Annotated in this window: 19 protein-coding genes and 1 pseudogene; 1 reads left to right on the forward strand and 19 read right to left on the reverse strand. The window is 61.8% G+C overall.

Annotated features, from left to right (window positions below; all coding sequences use genetic code 11):
* Positions 1 to 19: 19 nt before the first annotated feature.
* The 19 genes and pseudogenes from ABLV49_RS21080 to accB form a co-directional block, all read right to left on the reverse strand.
* Positions 20 to 1,261: a cytochrome P450 gene (locus ABLV49_RS21080; RefSeq protein ID WP_349282257.1), complete on the reverse strand. Its 1,242-nt coding sequence runs from the start codon at positions 1,259 to 1,261 to the stop codon at positions 20 to 22.
* 3 nt (positions 1,262 to 1,264) lie between these two features.
* A complete protein-coding gene (gene bioB / locus ABLV49_RS21085; RefSeq protein WP_349282259.1) occupies positions 1,265 to 2,290 on the reverse strand; it encodes a biotin synthase BioB in 1,026 nt (341 codons plus the stop codon).
* 10 nt (positions 2,291 to 2,300) lie between these two features.
* On the reverse strand, positions 2,301 to 3,044 hold the full coding sequence (bioD, locus tag ABLV49_RS21090; RefSeq protein WP_349282261.1) for a dethiobiotin synthase: 744 nt from the start codon (positions 3,042 to 3,044) through the stop codon (positions 2,301 to 2,303).
* A gap of 20 nt (positions 3,045 to 3,064) precedes the next feature.
* A pseudogene (locus ABLV49_RS21095) lies at positions 3,065 to 3,268 on the reverse strand (8-amino-7-oxononanoate synthase); the annotation flags it as partial.
* On the reverse strand, positions 3,234 to 4,640 hold the full coding sequence (gene bioA, locus ABLV49_RS21100; protein ID WP_349282262.1) for an adenosylmethionine--8-amino-7-oxononanoate transaminase: 1,407 nt from the start codon (positions 4,638 to 4,640) through the stop codon (positions 3,234 to 3,236). The gene bioA and the pseudogene ABLV49_RS21095, both read right to left, overlap by 35 nt.
* 10 nt (positions 4,641 to 4,650) lie before the next feature.
* Complete coding sequence (can, locus tag ABLV49_RS21105) at positions 4,651 to 5,346, reverse strand: carbonate dehydratase (RefSeq protein ID WP_349282263.1); 696 nt, start codon at positions 5,344 to 5,346, stop codon at positions 4,651 to 4,653.
* 127 nt (positions 5,347 to 5,473) lie between these two features.
* Entirely contained in the window at positions 5,474 to 6,373 is a 900-nt protein-coding gene (locus tag ABLV49_RS21110; RefSeq protein ID WP_349282264.1) for an amidohydrolase family protein, read from the reverse strand.
* Positions 6,374 to 6,412: 39 nt separating this feature from the next.
* On the reverse strand, positions 6,413 to 7,123 hold the full coding sequence (locus ABLV49_RS21115; protein WP_349282266.1) for an ABC transporter ATP-binding protein: 711 nt from the start codon (positions 7,121 to 7,123) through the stop codon (positions 6,413 to 6,415).
* The gene (locus ABLV49_RS21120) at positions 7,116 to 7,841 is read right to left on the reverse strand and encodes an ABC transporter ATP-binding protein (RefSeq protein ID WP_349282268.1); all 726 of its coding nucleotides are present in this window, start codon (positions 7,839 to 7,841) and stop codon (positions 7,116 to 7,118) included. The genes ABLV49_RS21115 and ABLV49_RS21120 overlap by 8 nt, the downstream gene beginning before the upstream one ends.
* Before the next feature lie 2 nt (positions 7,842 to 7,843).
* Positions 7,844 to 8,785 carry a branched-chain amino acid ABC transporter permease gene (locus ABLV49_RS21125; RefSeq protein ID WP_415838277.1) on the reverse strand — a complete coding sequence of 314 codons (942 nt, stop codon included), beginning with the start codon at positions 8,783 to 8,785 and terminating at the stop codon, positions 7,844 to 7,846.
* Positions 8,782 to 9,657 carry a branched-chain amino acid ABC transporter permease gene (locus tag ABLV49_RS21130; protein ID WP_349282270.1) on the reverse strand — a complete coding sequence of 292 codons (876 nt, stop codon included), beginning with the start codon at positions 9,655 to 9,657 and terminating at the stop codon, positions 8,782 to 8,784. The genes ABLV49_RS21125 and ABLV49_RS21130 overlap by 4 nt, the downstream gene beginning before the upstream one ends.
* Before the next feature lie 143 nt (positions 9,658 to 9,800).
* Positions 9,801 to 10,703: a SphA family protein gene (locus ABLV49_RS21135; protein ID WP_349282272.1), complete on the reverse strand. Its 903-nt coding sequence runs from the start codon at positions 10,701 to 10,703 to the stop codon at positions 9,801 to 9,803.
* A gap of 171 nt (positions 10,704 to 10,874) precedes the next feature.
* Positions 10,875 to 12,101, reverse strand: a complete 1,227-nt coding sequence (locus tag ABLV49_RS21140; protein WP_349282273.1) for an amino acid ABC transporter substrate-binding protein — start codon at positions 12,099 to 12,101, stop codon at positions 10,875 to 10,877.
* Between the two features lie 113 nt (positions 12,102 to 12,214).
* Positions 12,215 to 13,444, reverse strand: coding sequence for a Tm-1-like ATP-binding domain-containing protein (locus ABLV49_RS21145; protein WP_349282274.1), 1,230 nt, complete (start codon positions 13,442 to 13,444; stop codon positions 12,215 to 12,217).
* A gap of 66 nt (positions 13,445 to 13,510) precedes the next feature.
* Entirely contained in the window at positions 13,511 to 15,496 is a 1,986-nt protein-coding gene (locus ABLV49_RS21150) for an acetoacetate--CoA ligase (protein WP_349282276.1), read from the reverse strand.
* Between the two features lie 56 nt (positions 15,497 to 15,552).
* On the reverse strand, positions 15,553 to 16,404 hold the full coding sequence (locus ABLV49_RS21155; protein ID WP_349282278.1) for an HAD-IIA family hydrolase: 852 nt from the start codon (positions 16,402 to 16,404) through the stop codon (positions 15,553 to 15,555).
* Positions 16,401 to 17,909: a carboxylase gene (locus ABLV49_RS21160; protein WP_349282280.1), complete on the reverse strand. Its 1,509-nt coding sequence runs from the start codon at positions 17,907 to 17,909 to the stop codon at positions 16,401 to 16,403. Before ABLV49_RS21160 ends, ABLV49_RS21155 begins: the two co-directional genes overlap by 4 nt.
* Positions 17,910 to 17,920: 11 nt before the next feature.
* Positions 17,921 to 19,315, reverse strand: a complete 1,395-nt coding sequence (locus ABLV49_RS21165; protein WP_349282282.1) for an acetyl-CoA carboxylase biotin carboxylase subunit — start codon at positions 19,313 to 19,315, stop codon at positions 17,921 to 17,923.
* A gap of 8 nt (positions 19,316 to 19,323) precedes the next feature.
* On the reverse strand, positions 19,324 to 19,809 hold the full coding sequence (accB, locus tag ABLV49_RS21170; protein ID WP_349282284.1) for an acetyl-CoA carboxylase biotin carboxyl carrier protein: 486 nt from the start codon (positions 19,807 to 19,809) through the stop codon (positions 19,324 to 19,326).
* Positions 19,810 to 20,199: 390 nt separating this feature from the next.
* Here accB and ABLV49_RS21175 point away from each other — a divergent pair, with 390 nt between their 5' ends.
* Complete coding sequence (locus tag ABLV49_RS21175) at positions 20,200 to 21,009, forward strand: helix-turn-helix domain-containing protein (protein WP_349282286.1); 810 nt, start codon at positions 20,200 to 20,202, stop codon at positions 21,007 to 21,009.
* The last annotated feature ends 406 nt before the right edge of the window (positions 21,010 to 21,415 follow it).

Genomic DNA, 21,415 nt, shown 5'->3' on the forward strand with positions numbered 1-21,415 from the left:
TGCTGGACGCTGGCAACATTCAGGCGATTGCCTGGTATCGCAGCGGCAGCATCACCAGCCCCCGATAAGCCGGCTTGTCGCTCCAGCGCGGCGCGGCATCGACCAGGCTGAGCCCGGGCCATCTTTTCAGCAACTGGCCAAAGACCATTTTGGCCTCCATGAGCGTGAGCGCCGCGCCCATGCACACATGCGGCCCCGAGCCGAAGGCCAGCGAACTGCCCTGGCTGCGCGTGATGTCGAGCGTGTCGGGATCAAGGTAGCGCGCCGGGTCGCGGCTGGCCGCGCCGATCAGGGGCAGCACCAGGTCGCCCCGGCGCAGCTGCTGGCCGTGCAGCACCAAGTCGGTCGCCACGCGCCGCCCGGTGTACTGCACCGGGCTGTCAAAGCGCAGCAGCTCGCGCACCGCTCCGGGCAGCAGTTCGGGTTCGCGCCGCAGGCGGTGCCACTGCGCCGGATGGCTCAAGAGCGCCTGCAGGCCACTGCCCAGCAGGTGGCGCGTGGTTTCATGGCCGGCGAACAGCAGCATGGCGCATTGCGCAAGCAACTCGGCGCCATCCTGGATCTCGCCCCTAGCCTCGGCCTGCGCCAGGCGGCTGACCAGGTCGTCGCCTGGCGTTTTACGTTTGAGCGCCAGCAGGCAATCGAAATAGCGGCTCATGCCCAGCAGGCTGGCTTGCGCCCGCCGCGCCTGCTCGCGCGAGGGCCTGGGCTCGCCGATAAAGCTGGCCAGGTCTTCCGACCAGGCCATGAAGTCTTGATGCTGCGGCTGCTCGATGCCCATGAGCAGCGTGATCACCCGCACCGGCAAGGGCCGGGCAACGGCCTCGATGAAGTCAAAACTTTCCAGGTGCGCTACCCGATCAAGCAGTTCGGTGACGACCTGCTCGATGTGCGGCGCCAGCCCTTGCAGCACATCAGGCCGAAAGCCGGCATTGAGCACCTTGCGGATGCGCGGGTGGTCGGGCGCGTCGAGAAACAGCAGCGCGCGGGCAAACAGCTGCTGAAAGCCTTTCAACTCGCCCGGTGCATCCTCCCGGTCCTTGACCCAGGCGCCGGTGCGCTGCGCCGAAAAGCGCGGATCGCGCAGCACCAGCTCGACATCGGCATGGCGCGTGAGCAGCCAGGCGCCGCCGAAAAATTCCTCGCTCCAGTGGATCGGGCCGGTCTCCCGCAGGGCTTGGTAAGCCGGGTAGGGATTGGCCAGGAAGGCGGCATCCATGAGCGGACGCGCCAGCGCTGGCGGCCTCGGGTCAGCGCTCATGCCTTACTGCGCTGCGGGACGGGCGCCCTGGACTTTCAAGCCCAGGCGGTCAAACAGCTGGCGGTCGCGGTCGGCTTGCGGATTAGTCGTGGTCAGCAGCTTGTCGCCGTAGAAAATCGAGTTCGCGCCAGCGGCAAAGCACAGCGCCTGCAGGCTTTCCGCCATCTGCTCGCGTCCGGCCGACAGGCGCACCATGGTCAGCGGCATGGTGATGCGGGCCACGGCAATCGTGCGCACGAACTCGAACGGGTCCAGCGGCGGGGTGTCCGCCAGCGGCGTGCCGGGCACGGGAACCAGGTTGTTGATGGGCACCGATTCAGGATAAGGGCTCAGGTTGGCGAGTTGCGCGATGAGTCCTGCGCGCTGGAGTCGGCTTTCGCCCATGCCGACAATGCCGCCGCAGCAGACATTGATGCCCGCTTCGCGCACATGGCCCAGGGTATCTAACCGATCCTGGTAGGTGCGGGTGGTGATGATGTCGCCATAGAACTCGGGCGAGCTGTCCAGGTTGTGGTTGTAGTAGTCCAGGCCAGCGTCTTTGAGCGCCTGCGCCTGCTCAGCTTCCAGCATGCCCAGCGTCATGCAGGTTTCCAGGCCCAGGGCGCGGACCTCGCGCACCATCTCGGTCACGTTTTCCATGTCGCGCTCTTTCGGGCTGCGCCAGGCCGCGCCCATGCAGAAACGGGTAGCACCCTGGTCCTTGGCGGCCTGCGCGGCCTCCATCACCTCGGCCAGCGGCATCAGTTTCGTGGCTGCGACGCCGCTGTCTGCGCTGGCCGCCTGCGGGCAGTAGCCGCAGTCCTCGGCGCAGCCGCCGGTCTTAATCGACAGCAGCGTCGAGAGCTGCACCTCGTTGGCATCGAAGTGTTCGCGATGCAACTGCTGGGCGCGAAACAGCAGGTCCATGAACGGTAGCTCGTACAGGGCCGCCACGTCCGCGACTTCCCAGCGAAGCGGCGCTTGCGGAGCTTTGACAACCGCAGGTGCGCGGCGCAGGGATGAAACGGGAATGGTGGCAATGGTGGTCATCAGGTTTTTCTCAGGTGAAAAGGGTCGGGACAAAAGGGATGCGGTGAAACACCCTTTGGAGGGCTGCGGTATCCAGGTGGGCCGCCACGGCGGCGGGTTCCGGTGCGTCCAGCCAAGGCACCATGCCCAGGCAGGGTGCTTGGTGGCGGCGCGTCATTTCATGGCGCAGGCTGGCCAGGTTGGCAGCGCTGTGCGCCATGTCGGGCTCGGTAGCATTGGCAATCCAGCCGGCCAGCGGCAAGCCGCGCGCGCGGATGGCCTCGGCCGTCAACAAAGTGTGGCTCAGGCAGCCCAGGCGCAGGCCGACCACCAGCACCACCGGCAAGCCAAGGGCCACTGCCAGGGCGGCCGTGTCCCAGTCAGGGCCGAGCGGCACGCAAAATCCGCCCACGCCTTCAATCACCACAACATCGGCGCATCTAGCCAGATGGCGGGCGGCGGAAAAAATCGTTACCGGATCGATATGCCGGTGTTCCAGGGCAGCGGCAATCTCCGGGGCGCAGGCGGCCTTGAACTGCAGCGGCCCGACTTCGGCATCGCTCAAATTCACCGAGCAGGCCTGGCGCAGGGCCTGCACGTCCTCATTAACGGGTTGGCCGTCAATCAGTGTCGTGCCTGCTGCCACGGGCTTCAAACCCGCGCTGCGCCAGCCCTGCTGCGCGCACCACTGCAGCAGCGCCGCGCTGATGTGGGTCTTGCCCACGCCGGTGTCGGTGCCGGCAACGAAGCAGCCGTGCAGCGCTTGATCGTCCAAGCCTTGCATCCTCATGACATTTCCCCGGCGGCCAGCGCCAGCGCCGGGTGACTCGCCAGGCCCAGGTAGTCGTTGCTGCAAAACGCCAGCATGTCCCGCGCCGGCTGGCCGTCGCGGCTAACCCGTTGGTGCGGCGCGCACGGCGACTCGGCGATGCGGCGCTGGCGCTGCAGGCCCTGGGCCTGGCGCTCACGCAGTTGGTGGTTCAGGTAGTCGATCAGCATCATCAAGCCTCTGGTTGAGAACGTCGTCAAGGGTTGCCAGCACGCGTCCGGCCAGCCAGGTGCACAAGCCCTCGTCCAGCAGGTAGGGCGGCATCAGGTACACGGTGCGACCGATGGGCCGGATCAAGAGCTCGCGCGCCCGGCCGGCGAGGTGAAAGCGTTCGGCAAAACGAAAACCGGCGAAGGGCTCGCGCACGTCGAAGGCCCAGATCATGCCGATCTGGCGGAAGTGTTCGATGCGCGCATCGGTGTGCAGCGGCGCCAGCGCGGCGGTCAATAGCGCGGCCTGCGCCCGGTTGCGCTGCAATACGCCGTCGTGCTCGAAGCGGTCGAGCACGGCCAGCGCCGCGCGGCAGGCCAGCGCGTTGCCGGTGTAGGAGTGCGAATGCAAAAAACCGCGCGCCACGTCGTCGTCCAGGAAGGCCTCGTAAATGCTGTCCCGCGACAGCACCAGGGAGAGCGGCAGGTAGCCGCCGCTGATGCCCTTGGACAGGCACACCAGGTCGGGCCAGATGCGGGGCTGGCCCGGCAGCGCGGCCTGCTCGAAGGCGAAAAAGCTGCCGGTGCGCCCGCAGCCCACGGCAATCTCGTCGGCGATCAAGGTCACTTCGTATTGGTCGCACAGCGCGCGCGCGGCGCGCAGGTAGGCGGGGTCGTGCATCGCCATGCCGGTGGCGCCCTGCACCAGCGGCTCCAGGATCAGGGCGGCGATGTGTTCGTGGCGCCCGGAAAACAAAGCCTGCAGTTCGGCGGCGGCGCGCTGCGCGACATCGGCGGCGCTCTCGCCCGGCAGCGCCTGGCGCGCGTCGGGCGACATCACCTGGTGCGAGCGCATCAGCAGCGGGTCATAGGCATCGCGAAACACCGCCACATCGGTGACGGCCAGCGCGCCCAGCGTCTCGCCGTGGTAGCCCTGGCGCAGGCAGACGAACTCGCGCTTGGTGCTGCGGCCCCGGTTGCGCCAGTGGTGAAAGCTCATCTTCAACGCGATCTCGACCGCCGAGGCGCCGTCGCTGGCGAAAAAGCAGTGGCCCAGCACGCCGCCGGTCAGCGCCGACAGGCGCTCGGCCAGCTCGACCGCAGGCGCGTGCGTGCAGCCGGCCAGCATCACATGCGGCAGGGTGTCGAGCTGGTCCTTCAGCGCGGCGTTGATGCGCGCATCGGCATGGCCGAACAGGTTGACCCACCAGGAGCTGCTGGTGTCGAAGTAGCGCCGGCCGGCGTCGTCGAACAGCCAGGCGCCTTCGCCGCGCACGATGGCCAGCGGCGGCACGGCCATGGCGCGCTGCATCTGCGTGCACGGGTGCCAGATGGCCCTGACGCTTCGGCTGGCCAGGTCTTGGTGTACTGTCGGCGCTTGAAACCACTTCATCATCGATTCTTCAAATGTCCTCAAAGCGCTCATCGCCCGCCAAAGGCTGCCGGGCCTTGAACTGGGGGGCCGCCATGTCCTCAAGCGCATCCTGATACGCACCGTCCGCAGCATGGGAGTTTGAAGCGGTGAGTCCAAGCTCGGACAGCAGGCCATCCTGCAGACCATAGACCCATCCATGCACCGACAAGGGCTGGCCCCGCGCCCAGGCATCGCGCACGGTGTGCGTCTGGCACACGTTGTGAAATTGCTCGGCCACGTTGAACTCGCACAACCTGTCGACCCGATCGGCCGCTGGCAGTGCCATAAGCGTGCTCTGGTGTTTGGCATGAACGGCACCGACGTGCCCCAGCCAGTTGTCGACAAGGCCCAGGCGCAGTCCCTCGACAGCTGCGCGGATGCCGCTGCAACCGTAGTGGCCGACCACCATGATGTGGCGCACCTTCAAAATGTCCACCGCGAACTGGATCACCGACAGGCAGTTCAGGTCGCTACTGGCCACCACATTGGCAATGTTTCGGTGGGTGAACACCTCGCCCGGGGCCAGATCGAGAATCTGATTGGAGGGCACCCGGCTGTCCGAGCAGCCGATCCAGAGGTACGCCGGTTTTTGCTGGCGCGCCAGGCGCTGAAAGAAATCGGCATCGCCGCAGCACATGCGGCTCGACCAAGCCCGGTTTCGGGCCAGCAAGGACTCAACGGTCACGGCCGACCCCCGACTCGATGATGGACGCTTTGCCCACTAATAAACGCCTCAATTGCGGATGCTCGGGTATGCGAGCTGGTCTCGCTTGATTCATTGGACCGCCACGTAATGCCTGCCTTCACCTGCTTCATGCGACGGGTTCCTGTGCGAGCGGCGTTTCGCTCGTACCCAGCTTGAGCAGTCGCATTGCATTGGTTTTCAAGATTGGCTGATGCACCTCTGGTTTGAAGCCGGCATCGGCGAAATCCTTCATCCAGCGCTCCGGGGTGATCAGCGGGTAGTCGCTACCGAACAACATACGATCCTTAAGCAGTGTGTTCGCATATTTGACCAGTTGCGGTGGAAAGTACTTCGGGCTCCAGCCTGACAGGTCTATCCAGATATTGGGCTTGTGCAGTGCCAGCGAAAGCGCTTCATCCTGCCAGGGCCAACTCGGATGCGCAATCACAATTTGGATGTCTGGAAAGTCAATCGCCACGTCTTCAAGCAGCATGGGATTGGAGTTTTGCAGACGCAAGCCCCCGCCGCAGCGCATACCCGATCCGATACCCGAGTGGCCACTGTGAAAGATAGCCGGCAGCTTATGCTCGGCAATTACCTCGTAGATCGGCCAGGCCATCTTGTCGTAAGGCAGGAATCCCTGTACGGTAGGGTGGAATTTAAAGCCCTTGACGCCATGTTCCTCGATCAGGCGACGTGCCTCGCGGGCACCCATTTTTCCTTTATGGGGGTCAATTGAAGCGAAGCAGACCATCATGTCGGCATTCTTCTGCGCAGCTTCGGCAATCTCCTCGTTCGGAATGCGGCGGCGACCGAGTTGCGCTTCCGAATCGACGGTGAACATCACCAGGCCGATCTTCCTTTCCCGATAATAGGCGACCGTTTCGTCGATGGTGGGGCGTAGATTTGAGCCGAAGTACTTGTCGGCGGCGCGGTCGTACTCCTCGCCATAGTTATCAAAAGGGTTCCGGCACGACACCTCGGCGTGCGTATGAATGTCGATGGCGATCAGTTCTGTTGTGTTCATTTGCATCTCACTTAAATTGAGGCATCAAAAAACGCCGAATCAGTGCGCGCCAAGGTAGGCGCGCTGCACGGCGGGATCTTCTCGAAGTTCCTTGGCCGTCCCTTGACCCACCACCCGCCCGGTTTCCAGCAAATACCCCCGGTCAGCGATGCGCAAGCTGAGGTTGGCATTTTGCTCGACCAGCAGCACGCCGACGCCAAGTTCACGTATTCGTTCGATGGCACGGAACAGCTCGTGGCACATCAGCGGCGACAGGCCGAGCGACGGTTCGTCAAGGAGCAGGATCTGTGGCGCGGACATGATCGCCCGACCCACCGCGACCATCTGCTGTTCGCCGCCGCTCATCGTTCCCACGCGCTGATCAAGACGCTCGCTAAGCCGCGGGAACAAGTCCAGCACACGCTCGTAATTTAGTATCTCGCTGCTACGTGCCCGGGGTGTCAGAGCGCCAAGGCGAAGATTTTCACGCACGGTCAGGTCGACAAAAACGCCACGACCTTCAGGCACCAGGGCCAGTCCGGCTTCCACCAACCGGTGTGGAGGCATGGTCAGCAGCTCCTGCTGAGCCAGCCTGACGCTTGCACCCGGATGCGGCCGCAGCATACCGCCCAGCGCACGCAGCAATGACGACTTGCCGGCGCCGTTGGCGCCGAGCATGACCACCAGTTCTCCAGCGTCGACACGGATGTTCACGTTGTCGAGGGCGCGGTGTTTTCCGTAGCTGGCCGACAGTCCATTCACCTCAAGCATGGTCCACTCCCAGGTAGGCTGTGATCACGTCCTCGCGAGCGAGCACAGCGTTCGTTTTGCCTTCTGCGAGCTTTATCCCTGCGCTCATCACAATGCAGCGGTCACAAAGTGCGCGCACGGCGTCCATCACATGCTCGACCAGCACCACGGTAAGTCCTTGTGCACGCAGATCGAGGATGAGCGCGATGCCTTCGCGCAACTCGCTTGGATTGAGACCTGCCAACCATTCGTCCAGCAGCAGCAGTTGCGGCCGCAGTGCCAGCGCACGTGCAAGTTCCAGGCGCTTTTGGTCGATGTAGGTCAAGTCGCTGGCCGCGACATGAGCACGATGGCGCAAGCCAACGCGCTCCAGCAGCATCAAGGCTTCCTCGCGCGCCGCGGCACCGAACGCATGCTGAGGGCGAAATGCCATACCGGCCTGTACGTTCTCCGAACAACTCATGCTGCCCAGTACCTTGACCAACTGGAAGGTTCTGGCCACGCCAAGCCGTGCAATCCGATGCGGTGGCAGGCAGTCGATACGGTGCGAGTCAAAAATGATTTCGCCGGCATTGGGGCGGAGCGCGCCAGAGATCAGGTTCATGGCCGTCGTCTTGCCCGATCCATTGGGGCCAAGCAGGCCCACCACTTCACCTCGCGACACTTCGAAGTCCAACCCATCGACGGCGCGCAGGCCACCGAAAGACTTTTGCAGACCCTTGATTTTCAGCATACTCATGCCTATGCCTCCTTCGCCACCATGGCAGCCGGACGCCGGAACCATAAACGCACACGCTCGACCACCCCATTGGGAACCAGATAGACGATGACGAGGAAAGTCACGCCGAGAAGCACGGAAAAATGGTTGGGGAAACGTGCGGACAGGAACTCGAACAGGGCCGTGAGCGGTATCACGCCGGCCAGCGGACCGAGCAGGTGTCCAGCGCCACCGAGCAAGGACATGATAAGCACCTGGAATGACAAGTTGGCATTGAACACAATCGCCGGGTCGATGTAGGTCCAGCGCGGCGACATCACCGCACCTACCAGCGTCATGAATACGGAGCTGATGGTAAAGAGCAGCACCTTGGCGGCGGTGGTGTTGATGCCCAGATGCCTGGCGACCGTCTCGTCTTCGCCGATGACGCGCAAGGCCAGCCCAAGGCGCGATCGCCTGATCAGCCAACCGGTGAGAAGAGCCAGCGCGAGCAGTGCCAGCAACTGCCAGTAAATTTCAAGCTGTGACATGTCAAGGAAAATGTAGCGTCCGATGGATTTGGTGACGTTGACCTCGTACCAGGTGACCAGTTGACGAATGAGTTCCGTAAGTCCGAACGTAAAGATCACGAAGTGAACACCGGACAGTCGCAACGTGGACAGCCCGACCACCAGCGCGACAAGTGCCCCGATCAGCAGGGCCACGGCAAGTACCGCTGGCCAGGGTAGCGCCTCTCCCAGCACCGCCACGGTATAGGCGCCTATGCCGAAGAAGGCCGTGGTCGCCAGCGAGATGTAGCGCGTCGGCCCTGAAAAAAGCGCCCAGGCGGTAGCCAGCGTGCCGTACTGGAGCAGATTGATGCCGTACGACAAGAGGTAGTCGCCCGGAACGACGATGGGAAGTGCAGCCATCACGGCCAAGAGAGCTGCCACAACGACGGCCGCCTTGTTAACTTTGTGAATCATCGTCCAACCCTTCCAAACAGACCCTGAGGGCGCAACAGCAGCACCAACAGGAAAATTGCAAACGTGGCGGCCAATGTCAGTCCTGGATCAATGAAACGCGTCACAAGCGTCTCCACGATCCCCAGCAGGAGGGCGGCGAGCAGACAGCCCATGAGGTTTCCCACTCCACCCATGATGACGATCACCAAGGCCTTCATCGTGAAGGTCACGCCCATTGAGGCGCTGAAGGGCAGAAACATGCTCACCAGCACGCCGGCCGCAGCCACCAGTGCGCCACCGAGCGCGAAGGCAAACGCCGCCATCGAACGAGGATTGATGCCCACCAGGTGTGCAAAGCGCGGGGCTCCCGCCATCGCACGCATTGCCGTGCCCCAGCGCGAGCGCACCAGTACGACGTACACCACCAGGCCGATGACGATGGCGAAACCGGCCGCGAGCAGGCGATTCGCAGCCACTGCGGTGCCCATCACATGGACAGGCATGGAAAGGTAGTCATAGCTGAAGTAGCCACCGCCGAAGATCACCAGCGCAATGCCCTGCACAATGAACAGCATGCCGAAGGTCGCCAGTATGCTGTCCACCTCCAGCGCGGCCGGCGAGGGTGCGCGCCGTACCAGCGGCATGAGCAGCGTCTGGTAAACAAGCCATTGCAAGGCAAAGCCAATCGGCAGCGCTATGCACAAGGCCAGCAGCGGGTGCAGGCCTTGTGCGCTTACCAGCCAGTAAGCCAGGAACGCAGCCCCTATCATGAATTCGCCGTGCGAGAGGTTCATGATTCTGGCAACGCCGTACTGCAGCGTCAGGCCCATCGCAATCAAAGCGTACAGACCGCCCAGCGTTAGCGCAGCAAGGGTCAGTTCAACAAGCAACATAATTTTGCCCGATCAGGGGTGGTAAATGGATGGCAGGCACGACAAGCGTGTCGAAGACCGCTGGTTGTAGAGTCATGGCGGATGTTCCCTAGGTGGTGATGAACGGCTGGAGTCAAATGAGCCCCAACCGTCAGAGGCCATTCTTAAAACGGCAGGACCGCCTTGATCTTCAAGCCGCCGCCTTCGGCCCGGTTGCGAACGCTGAACTCTTTCTCAAGCTTGGCAGTGATGAACCAGCCTTTTCCGTTGTCGTACTTGATCGAGGGACCGAGCGCGAACGCTCGGCCGCGATTGTTGGGCACCTCTTTCCCAGCCTGCTTGTCACTGGTTGTCTGTTGGTAGGCATAGCCACCCGCCCCTACCGTCCACCCATTGCCAAAAGCCCAACCGGCGGAGAAGTCGGCGTGCAGTTCCTGACCTGAGCGGTAGTCCGTGTCCTTGTTGCGGGCATTGAAGTCGTACATGACTTTTATATCACCGTTAAAGCCGGTGCCCTGTACATAGGTCAACGCAAAAAACGGTTCAGCATTCCAGTAGTTCCGACCCACATTGGCGATTGCATTCTTGTCATAGCGTCCGGTCGGCGCGTTCACATCCACCGCAAATGCGTAGTGAAGATTGGGCGACGCATGATAGCCAAGACCACCCCCGAAGGTCATGTCGCCGAGTCCGGAATCGGAGGCGCTGACGCTACCAACACGAACCTTCACATCCACGAGGGGTGCAAACGCGTAGAACGCCAACTGGCCACCGAGAAGCTGCTTGTCGGTAACCCAGGTGACTCTGGGCACGAGCGCGGTAGCCTTGACATTGAAGTCGAGCGGAATTTTGTTGCCATTGTTGTCGCGCAACGTGCTGGCTTCATAGCGTGATCCGTACAACAGGTAGTAGACGCCTGGTGGCGGCAATGCGCCAACCATGTAGTTTTCCGCACCGTTAGGGTAAATGCTGCCGCCGCCCTCGGTGGCCATTACCGGCGCCGCCGCCAGCATCATGAGAGCTGCAAGCGAGATGCTGCTGAGCGTTGTCGAAGTGTTGAATGTCATGTTGTCTCCTGGTTTTCAATGTAAAGACGTGAGAAATCCGCTGGCACCGGCGTATTGCCGATGCGGTTTCCATGGGCCGGCGACCTATTGCAAGAACGCGTCAACCCAGCCTCGCTGGTTATCACCGGCGAGTGCTTGACTCACAAGCGCCCTGCGGCGCGCTGCGACTGCTCAGTTTTTCCAGACCGGCTTGGGAATTACGGCCGGTTTCGCGCCTTTAATGGCGCTCGGCCCGACACCCTGGAATACACCGTTTTGCCATTGGCCGACGAGAAAAATGCCAGACAGTTGCTGGTTCTCGAATTTGATCGGACCCAGCACCGTTTCGAACGAGCCAGTCTTGATCTCACGCAGAATCGCCGGGCGGTCGATCTTGCCCACACGCTCGATGGACTGCTGCAGCACTTGCAAGCTGGCATAGGTGACCGGGCTGCCCCAGCTGTCCGGTTCCTTGCCGGTCAAATCCTTGTGGCGCTTGAAGTATTCTTTGATTAGCTGTGAATCGCCATCAACGCCACCCAAGCTCATCTGACCTTCGGCGCCTGCGCCGTACTTGGCCTTGAAGAACGGGAACTGGGTGCCTACTCCTGTGTAAAAAATCTTGGGATTGAAACTCAGCACGCGCGACTGATCGCTGATCAGCACCGTGTCGGGCGGATAAGAGAAAGCAATAAAAGCATCGGGTGATAGTCCTTTGACCTCGTTGAGCAGCGGCGACAGATCCTGTGTGCCAACGGGATAACTCTTGTCGAGAACCAGCTTGAAGTTGTGCGCAGCGGCCGCCTTGCGCGCCGCCGTTGCGGCATCGACACCGAAGCCGTCGGCTACATACAGCATGGCCACCTTGTCGCCAATCTTGCCGGCCTTGCGTGCTGCGTCGAGCTGGCTCATCAACGCTTCGGCGTAACTACCGCCGGAACCAAGCATGAAAAAGATGGATGGCCAGCGCTTGGCAAACTCCGCCGCCTTGTCGGTGAGGGCGGTGGAGCCGAGTTGTGGGTAGCCATGCTTGGCCAACATCGGTGCTACCGCAAGATTGACCGCAGTGCCCCATGGGGGAAGAATGAGATCAACCTTGTCCTGCGAAATGAGTCTGTCAATTGCACGTACCGCTTCTTCGGTACTGGAGCGATCGTCGTACTCAACCACCTCAATCGGCACCCGCTTACCATAGGCCTTGAGCATCAGACCACCGGCCGCATTGACCTCCTTGACCCACATTTCGTAGTTGGGACGTAACGTGGTGTCGCCGCCGGGCGCATTGGGCCCCGTCTTGGCAAGCGACCAGCCGATACGAATGCTCTTGGGCGCTTCATCGGCCATGGCCGGGGCCGAGAGGCCGACGAGTGCGACGCCGAAAAATGTGGCTAGTGTAGAAATCCAGTGTCTGCGTTTCATTATTGTCTCCAAAGTTCTGAGGGCCAATTAGCACTCTCTATGGGAGCGTCGCCTCTGGCGCGCTCGGTGTCGTGAGCGAACGTGCCGTAGTCGGCACGTTCGCTTTCTCAGACTTAAACAGATTCGCGTTGGCCTATAAAGGCCATCACCTGCTCGACCAGCGCGTCAGCAAACTCCGCATCATTGATGTGGCAGTCGAACTCAACGACCGGTACGCCTTCGGGCAGCGCCTTCCTGATGGCTGCGGCGAACACCGGCGGCAACGACGGATCGTGCAGATAACCCTCAGGACTGTCGTGGTGCGAAAAGCCCTTGAGCGGCACGAAGAACGTGACCGGCCCCTTGGCATCCTTGATCAGGCTACCCATGTGCTGAGCCAGTTTCTCCAGTTCCGGCGCGTCGGCACGCACCGCCGTCAGCGCAGCGTTGTGCATGTGGTAGCGCTTGCCCGCAAACTGCTGCTTCGCCGCATCGATAGGGCCAGCCACCATGAAGTCGGCATTGCCCGGTGCGAAGATCGTCGGCACACCCTTGGCGAGTGCCGCTTTGGCGCGATCAGGGCCGGCACTGCACAGGCCGTTGTTGAGATAATCGTTGATCTCCACCAGTGAAAGATCGACAACAGCCGCCACATCACGCTCGGTGACGATCTGATCCATCGCCGCACCGCCGGTGCCCAAGGTGTGGAACACCATGACCTCGAAGCCTTTTTTCTCCAGCAGCTTGCGCACGCGCACGGTGCAGCTGTCGGTCGTGCTGAGCGTCGTCATCGCGATCAGCGGTTTAGGCTCACGGCGGACCGGCGAATAGTTCCTGGCAATGGCGGCGACTGCGATGGCCGCGTTGCGGAACACATCGCGAGTGATGCTGTTGAGACCGGCGATGTCGCACACCGGATTGACCATGATGATGTCCTTCGCGCCGACAAATGGTCGCGTGAAACCTGATGCCATCGTCGACACCATCACCTTCGGCATGCCATAGGGAAAGGCTTGCATGACAACGCAACCGAGCGAAGTGCCCATTGAGCCGCCGACCCCGATGATGCCGCTGAAGGGGTGCTTAGCGTGGGCCTCCAGCGCGCACTTGACCGCCCCTTCAGTCATCACGGCCTGGGACTTGCCCTCATGACGCAGGTCGCGGACCGCCTGAAGGGTTGTGCCGGCCGCCGCGGCTATGGCCTCCGGAGAAATTTCGACGTTGGGGTCGATCGATACTCTGATGCTCGCGTCGAGGTGAACGACGTCCACGCCTTCGGATTCCAGAATCTGCCGGATGAAGCCTGCCTCCACCGCCTTGGTGTCCAGCGTGACGATCATCAAAACTTTGGGTTTACTTATCATTGCCTGTCTCCTTTGTTTTCAAACACTCTCAAACGCTGACGCCGTTGGCAAGCGGCGCCAGCACCATCACTTCACCCCGGTGCTGTTGCGCTGCTTAGCCAGTTGCACGAAGAACTCGAGGCTGCGGGGGTTCGCCATCGCATCCGGGGTCGCGACTTTTTCCGGATCCGACCCCAGCAGCAGCTTGCGCACTGGAACTTCCATCTTCTTTCCCGTCAAGGTTCGCGGAATCTCGTCGACGATGAATATCTCGTTGGGCACGTGCCGCGCAGACGCCTTGGTCTTGATCTGCTGCACAATGCGCGCCTTGAGCGGCTCGTCGAGTTCGAATCCCGGTTTGAGCACGACGAACAGGGGCATGTACGAAGGTCGTCCAAGATACTCAAGGTCCACGACCATGCTGTCGCGCACCTCGGGAAGCTCTTCCACGACCCGGTAGATTTCCGCAGTCCCCATGCGGATGCCATGCCGATTGATGGTCGAATCAGAGCGGCCGTAGATCACCGAGGTGCCGCGCGGCGTGAAACGGATCCAATCGCCATGGCGCCATAGGCCCGGATAGGTCTCGAAGTAGCTCTCCCGGTAGCGCCGCTGGTCCGGGTCGTTCCAGAAAAACACCGGCATTGAAGGCATGGGCTGGGTGATCACCAGCTCACCCACCTCGTCCACCACCGGCTGGCCGGCATCGTTAAAGGCATAGGCAGCCACGCCCAGTTCGCGGCACTGGATTTCGCCTGCCATGACCGGCAGCGTCGGCGCGCAGGCAACAAAGCCAGACGCGATGTCGGTGCCGCCACTGATCGACGCCAGCCAGAGGTCGGACTTCACCGCGTCATACACCCAGTGGTAGGCGTCGATCGGCAAGGGCGAGCCGGTGGCGTTGATCGCGCGCAAATGATCAAACGCCCCCAGGTCGCGCGGACGCAGCCCTTCTTTCTTGCAGTTGATCAGGTAGGCCGCGCCGCAGCCGAACAGTGTCACGCGCTGCTCATCGATGAAGCGCCACAGCGCTGTGTCGTCGGGCCAGGCCGGGTTGCCGTCGTAGAGCATGACGGATGCGCCGGTCAGCAAGGCGCCGATCTGCAGGTTCCACACGATCCAACCGGTGCCGCCCAGAAACAGCAGGCGGTCGCCGGGGCGCAGGTCATGCTGCAGCGCCATGGTCTTGAGGTGCGTGAGCACGATGCCTCCGTGGCTGTGCACCATGGCCTTGGGCAGGCCGGTGGTGCCGGAGGAATAGACGATCCACAGCGGGTGGCTGAACGGCAGGCGCTCAAACGTCAGTTCGGCCTCGACGCGAATCGCCTCGGCCCAGCTGATGCCGTCGCGCCAGGCCACGGTCCGGCCGGCCGCCAGCGGCCCGCCGACATGCACCACCGTCTGCACGCTGGGCAGTTCGCGCAGCAGCTCTTCGACCACGGCAGCGCGGTCGTGCGTCTTGCCGTTGTAGCTGTAGCTGTCAGTGGCGAACAACACCTTGGGTTCGATCTGACGCAGCCGGTCCAGCACCACGCTGGCGCCCATGTCGGGCGAGCAGCTCGACCAGATCGCGCCCAGACTGGCGCAGGCCAGGAATGCGACCACCGTTTCGGCGCGATTGGGCATGTACGAGGCCACTCGATCTCCGGCCTGGATGCCCAGGGCGCGCAGCTTTGCCGCAAGCGCGCCGGTGTCGCGCTGCAATTCGGCCCACGACACCTCGCGCAGTGGCGCGTCTTCACTGCGCGCAATCAGCGCAGGCCGATCCGGCGTGGCACAACGAAACACATGCTCAGCGTAGTTCAGCCGTGCGTTCGGGTACCACTGGGCGCCGGGCATGGTGCGCGAGGCCAGTACCGGCTCGCGCGCGCCGTCGGCCTGCACGCCGAAGAAGTCCCAGATGGACTGCCAAAAGGCCTCCAGTTCATCGACCGACCAGCGCCACAGCGCGTCGTAGTCAGCGAAGTGCAGGCCTTTGTTGGCCTCCAGCCAGCGCAGGTAGGCTGCCAGGCGCGTGGGTTCGATCTGGGAGGCGGTAGGAGCCCAGAGTATCTCCGCGTTGGTATTTTCCATGACGTGGGCTCCGTGGTCGGTCACACAAGCTACGACCGGTTCGCTGTGGTTCGACCTCATGACACCAGCTCCAGCAGTTGCGCCACACCGGGCAGGGAAAGATGGGGACGGCTGTCCGCTGGTAGGCGATCGAAGTCAGCGGCATCGCTGAGTCCGGTGTGAACGCCCACAGAGAGAGCGCCGCCACGCAGCGCCATCGCGTTTTCCAGGCTTGGGTCGTCGCCGACAATGGCCATCTGGTCTGGGGGGATCCCAAGGCGATTACTGGCGCAAGCCAATGCGTATGCTGAGGGCTTACCCAGCACAATGGCACGCTTGCCGGTGATGCTGCGCACGGCAGCCGCCAGCGCACCTGAAATTCCGAGCGTGCGGCCATCCCGGCTGGCGACGTAAGGCGCCGTCGAGACCACAAAAAGTCCCGCCCCTGCCCACACCGCACGGCAAGCCGCGTCGAGATCGGCGAGCACGAACTCCGGGTGCCAGCCAATCAGGACGGCATCAACATCGTCGGCCCGCTCGGGCGAGCGCACGACCTCGAAACCGGCCTCGATCAAGGGTCTCCACACCCCTTCGCCGCCGAGCACCAGAAGACGGCGAAAGCGACGGCGACGGAAATGATCTACCGCGACACTCACTGGTGTGAGCGTGTGCTGCTCGTCGACCTCAATGCCAATGCGGCCGAGTTCTTGAGACAGTTGAAGTGGCGTCTTGGTAGAGCCGTTGGTGAAGGCAACGAAAGGCAGTTCCCGCTGACGCAGAAGTGCCAGCAAATCGCCCGCGCCGGGCAAAGCCTGGTAGCCGCTTAGGCGCCGGTCAGCCAGGGCGAGCGTGCCATCAATGTCGAATACGTAACCGCGAACATTGGCCAGTGCGGCTTTCGCTTGGCTGTTATCAAGAATCTTCTTCACGCTTTAGTCTCCGGCGGGGCGCCCGTTCGACCTGCGCTACTGGTGCGCAGATCAAGCATGAAGCCGTCTTTTTCGATGCGCGCGTGCGTCACGTCTGGCCTGCCAGACAACTCGGAAATCATTCGCTCGACCGGGCTGGCTACCGAGCTGTAATGTTGCCGGCAAGGTCCGGCCGCAACCATCGCGTCAACCTGCTCCGCCGGCATGACGGCACGCAGCAGGAACTCCTCGTCGGACAGCCGCGCGCCGAATCTCTGGCGCAGTTCGGTCAAATCCAGCATGCCGGACTGCGCCGCCAGTTCGCGAGCACGCGGTAGCTGTTCGATGCGGTCGCGCACGTTGGGATCCATGGGTGCAGGGGGAGCGCCAAACCGGCCAATGACGTAACGGATCACCTCGTCGGGTACGTTGGCATAACGCTCAGGCGCAAGAACATTCATTACCGCCTGGGTGCCGACCACCTGTGAAAACGGCGTGACCATGATCGGGTATCCCAGCTCGCGGCGCACGCGTTCGACCTCCTCAAACACCTCCGGCAAGCGGTGTTCCTGGCGCATCTCACGCAGCTGACGCCGCATCGTGCCCATCATGCCGCCCGGTAGTTGGTGCTGGAAGTAACGCATGTCGTACTCCTGCGGCACGCCTTGGGGCAGGCCTTCAGCGACAGCCAGCCGGGCGAAGTAGGCGCTGACGCGGCCTACCGCTTCCATGTCCAGGTCGACCGAGTAGCCGGCGCTGCGCAGGTTGCTGACGACATTCTCGATCGCTGGCTGGCTGGTGCCGTTGCCAAGCGGTTGCACGGCGGTATGCAGCGTATCGACGCCTAGCGACGGTGCCTCGGCATAGGTGAACGGGGCCAGACCAATGGTGCAGTGAGAATGCAACTCCAACGGCTTGTCGCCGACCGCCACGCGCAACGCCGGCAGCAGTGTGCGGGCGCGTTCGGGAGTCAGCAGGCCGCCGGGATCCTTCAGGTAGATGCGATGGATTGCCGGCACTTGAGCCAGACGGCGTGCCGCTGCGGCGAAGTAGGCATCGTCATGGATGGGACTAACCGTATAGACCACTGCCCCGACGATCTCGCTCGCACCCTCGGCCGCGATGGCGGTAGCGCTGTCGGCCACTGCCTGCATGTTGTTCATCGGGTCCATCACCATGAAACGCTCGATGCCGTTGCGCACCAGCAGCCGGTAGGACAGCTGCATCAGCTCGGGATGGGCGGTCTCCCAGGAAATGAAGCGCATGCCGGTCGACAAGAAGCTCAGTGGCGTGCGCGGCATTCGGGCCTTCATCAGCCGGATGCGCTCCCAAGGGTTTTCCTTGTGAAACCGAACCGTGACGGCCATGTGCGTGCTTGTGGTGAAGTCGATCGCACGAAAGCCTGCCCGGTCCAGATCAGATGCGATTTCCAGCATCATCCCGGTGCGCAGGCCGGTGGCGCCCCACAGGCTCTGATTGCCGTCGCGCAGCGTGGTGTCGATAAAGTCGAGACGACGTGAAGTCATAAACTTGTCTTTCAGTTGGAAGTGACTGCGGTAGCGCGATCGGCAAGGAAGCGACCGAGAAAACCGGTATCGATACCGCCGGCCGTGAATTCGGGCGTGGCAAGCACCTCGCGATGCAGCGACACATTCGTATGGACACCTTCGACAGTCACCTCGGATAAAGCGGCCTGAAGGCGGCGACGCGCCTGCTCGCGGGTGTCCCCGGTGGCAATGACCTTGGCGATCATCGAGTCGTAGAACGGCGGAATCGATGCACCTGCCTCGATGTGCGTGTCGACGCGAATGCCCTCCCAAGTCGGAAAGTGAGCGCTGCTGATCTTGCCCGGCGCGGGACGGAAGTCGTGCGCCGGATCCTCGGCGTTGATACGGCATTCGATGGCGTGACCCGTCAGACGGACATCGCCTTGCGACAGACGCAGCGGTTGTCCCTGGGCGACCGCAATCTGCTCTTCGACCAGGTCAAGGCCTGTGATCTGTTCGGTCACGGGGTGTTCGACCTGAATGCGGGCGTTCATTTCCAGGAAGTAAAAGCGCTGACGCTCCATGTCAACCAGAAATTCGACCGTACCCAGGCTTCGGTAGCCAATGTGCCGGGAAAACCGCAACGCTGCCGCGTGAAGCTCGTGCCGCATTTCATCCGAAAGATTAGGTGCGGGCGCTTCTTCGATCAACTTTTGATAGCGTCGCTGAACCGAGCAATCGCGATCTCCAAGGTGAATGATGTTCACCCCATCGCCGAGAATTTGCACCTCGACGTGGCGACCCTGCGTGACGAAGCACTCGATATAGACCCGGCCATCTCCGAAGGCGGCCAGCGCCTCCGAACCCGCCAGTTCGAACAGCGACTTCAGCTCGGCTGGCGTGTTGGCGCGCTTGAGGCCACGCCCTCCACCGCCGCCCACGGCCTTAATCAGTACCGGATAACCGATCTTTTCAGCCATATCCAAGGCCGCCGACATATCTTCGACGGGCCCGCCCGGCGCTACAGGCACCTGTGCCTCTTCAGCGCAGCGGCGGGCTTCCAGCTTGTTGCCAACACGCTCGATCTGCTCCGCCGTCGGGCCGATGAAGATAATGCCGTTTTCGGCACAAGCGGCAGCGAACTCGGAGCGCTCGGAAAGAAAGCCATAGCCCGGGTGCACGGCCTGCGCGCCGACGCCCTTGGCGGCCTCGACCAGCGTGCCAATGCGCAGGTAGCTGTCGGTCGCACGCGCCGGTCCGATGCACACGCTACGGTCAGCCATCCGGGCAGCCATACTGTCACGGTCAGCCACCGAGGTGGCCAGCACCGATTCGATTCCCAATCGTTTCAGGGTACGGATGATGCGCACGGCGATCTCGCCGCGATTGGCGACCAGCACGCGACGGATAGGGCCGTCCGTGGGTTTGCTTTGTGTTGCGTTCATGGCTTGCCTCACACCGGGCGAATACGCATCAGCACTTGATCAAACTCGACCAGATCACCGTCTCGCGCCAGGATCTCGACGACCTCGCCGTCTACACCGGCGGAGATGGAGTTCATCAGCTTCATCACCTCGATGATCCCGATAACTGTGTTGCGCTCGACCTTCGAGCCGACCGAAACGAAGGGAGCGGCACCGGGTTTGGGCGAACCGTAGAGTGTTCCCAGCATGGCTGCACGCACATCGACCAGATCGGTTGCGAGAGATGTTTTCGCCGCAGGGGCTGGCGGTGCAGCCGAGGTCAAAGGTTGCACTACTGGCCGAACCGTAGCCGGGGCAAATGAGGAACTTACGGCGGACGCCGGGAGCGCAGCAGAATGTGTGCTGTTGCGGCGAAGCGTGAGCTTGGTGCCATCGGTTTCTAGATGCAGTTCATCGAACTGCGATGCATCAAGCAACTGCAGTAGCCGCATGACGTCTTCGTGCGATAGGCTCATGGAAAATACTCCTTGAAAGTGGGATTTAGTTAGGTTGGGTCGGCGGCGAACTCGCCTGGAGACCTGTGCCGTGGCAGAGAGCCGAATGCAGGGCGAATGCTTGCGGCTGTCTCACAACAGGTGTGATGAAGCGGCATCCGACCGCGATACGCAGCGGGGATGCCTATGCCAATGGTCGATGAACCTGCGAAACGTGATGGAATTTTGATCCACGCTGAATGCCGTCGGCTGAGCCGGGCACATTGCGTGACTATGCTGATACGCCGCACCATCGTTGTCTCCTATCATTTAATTTATATTGCAAAAGGGGGGCTGGAACAAATTGTTGATTAACACCGCCTGAGGCGCTAGACTTACCTTGTAAGTTTTCTCCTGGTGAAAAGTAGCGTTATGCGAATCTATAAAGTCAAAACGATCCGGGCGCTTGATCGAGGCTTGGAAGTGCTGGATGTGTTGCAAACTTCACGCGCTGCGAGCCTGCATGAGTTGCACCTTGCGACGGCGCTGCCGAAAGCGACGCTTACAAGAATCATCGCAACACTGGAAACACGCGGATTGATATGGCAGAGGCTGGCTGACAACGCCTACATGCCCACGCACACGCTTTTGCCCAGAGCGTCGCAGATCAATGACGAAAACCATCTTGTTGAAGTGGCGTCTCCCGTACTCGAGCGACTATGCAAAAAAGTTGACTGGCCCTCGATCTTCGCAGTGCCGCGACTGGACTACATGGAAGTCATCGAAACCAACAGCCCGAAGTCGTATTTCTCAAACATCCCGCTTGGTCCGATCGGCTTTCGGGTGAACATGTTGCGTTCCGCCTCGGGCCGCGCCTACCTCGCGTTCTGCGGCGAACCCGAACGGCAAGCCGTGCTGCAACGTCTTTGTGCCAACGACGAACCGGGCGACTACCTGGCCAAGCGACCGTCAGTAGTGGCTCGGTTGCTGAAAGAAACCAAGCGCCTTGGCTATGGTCAGCGCTACCAGGACTTCGGCGGGCACTACAACTTGTCACGGCGTGAATGGACCGATGGACGGGACTCGATCGCGGTGCCGGTTATCGTTGGATCTGATGTGGTCGCCGTCATCAATCTCACCTGGTTTCACAAGGTCAAAACTGTCGAACAGATTGTTGCGGCCCATCTTGAAACATTGAAGGATGCCTCGGCCGAGATCACGCGGCGGCTGATGGCTTCTTGAATCGACTTTGTCGTATTTGGAATTCAGCTATCGATCCAATCTCGCTGAAATCGAGGTAAGCAATGTCATTGGTCAAAAGGACAGATTTTGCTAGGCGCTGTTGATGTACGCGAAAAGTAGAATTCCGACTTTTTGGTCGGCATGGACAAAAACAAACTGAGCGATGAGGAGTAGATGCAGCTGGTTGTGGGCCTGAAGAAAACACCCGGCATTCGGATTGGATGCGAGGGCACTTGTCGCCGGTTTGATGTATGGGAGAAGATGCCGGTCCATGTATCAGCCAAGACTGACCTGGAGAATGTCTGCATCGACAGCACCCAAGCGATTCCCCTTCATAAAGGACATTGGCAGCACGGGCGCACTGCTGGCCGACAAGGGGTGAAGCCAATGCCCTGCTTGACTGGCT

This window comes from Polaromonas hydrogenivorans (assembly GCF_040105105.1).
Taxonomy (GTDB): domain Bacteria; phylum Pseudomonadota; class Gammaproteobacteria; order Burkholderiales; family Burkholderiaceae_C; genus Polaromonas; species Polaromonas hydrogenivorans.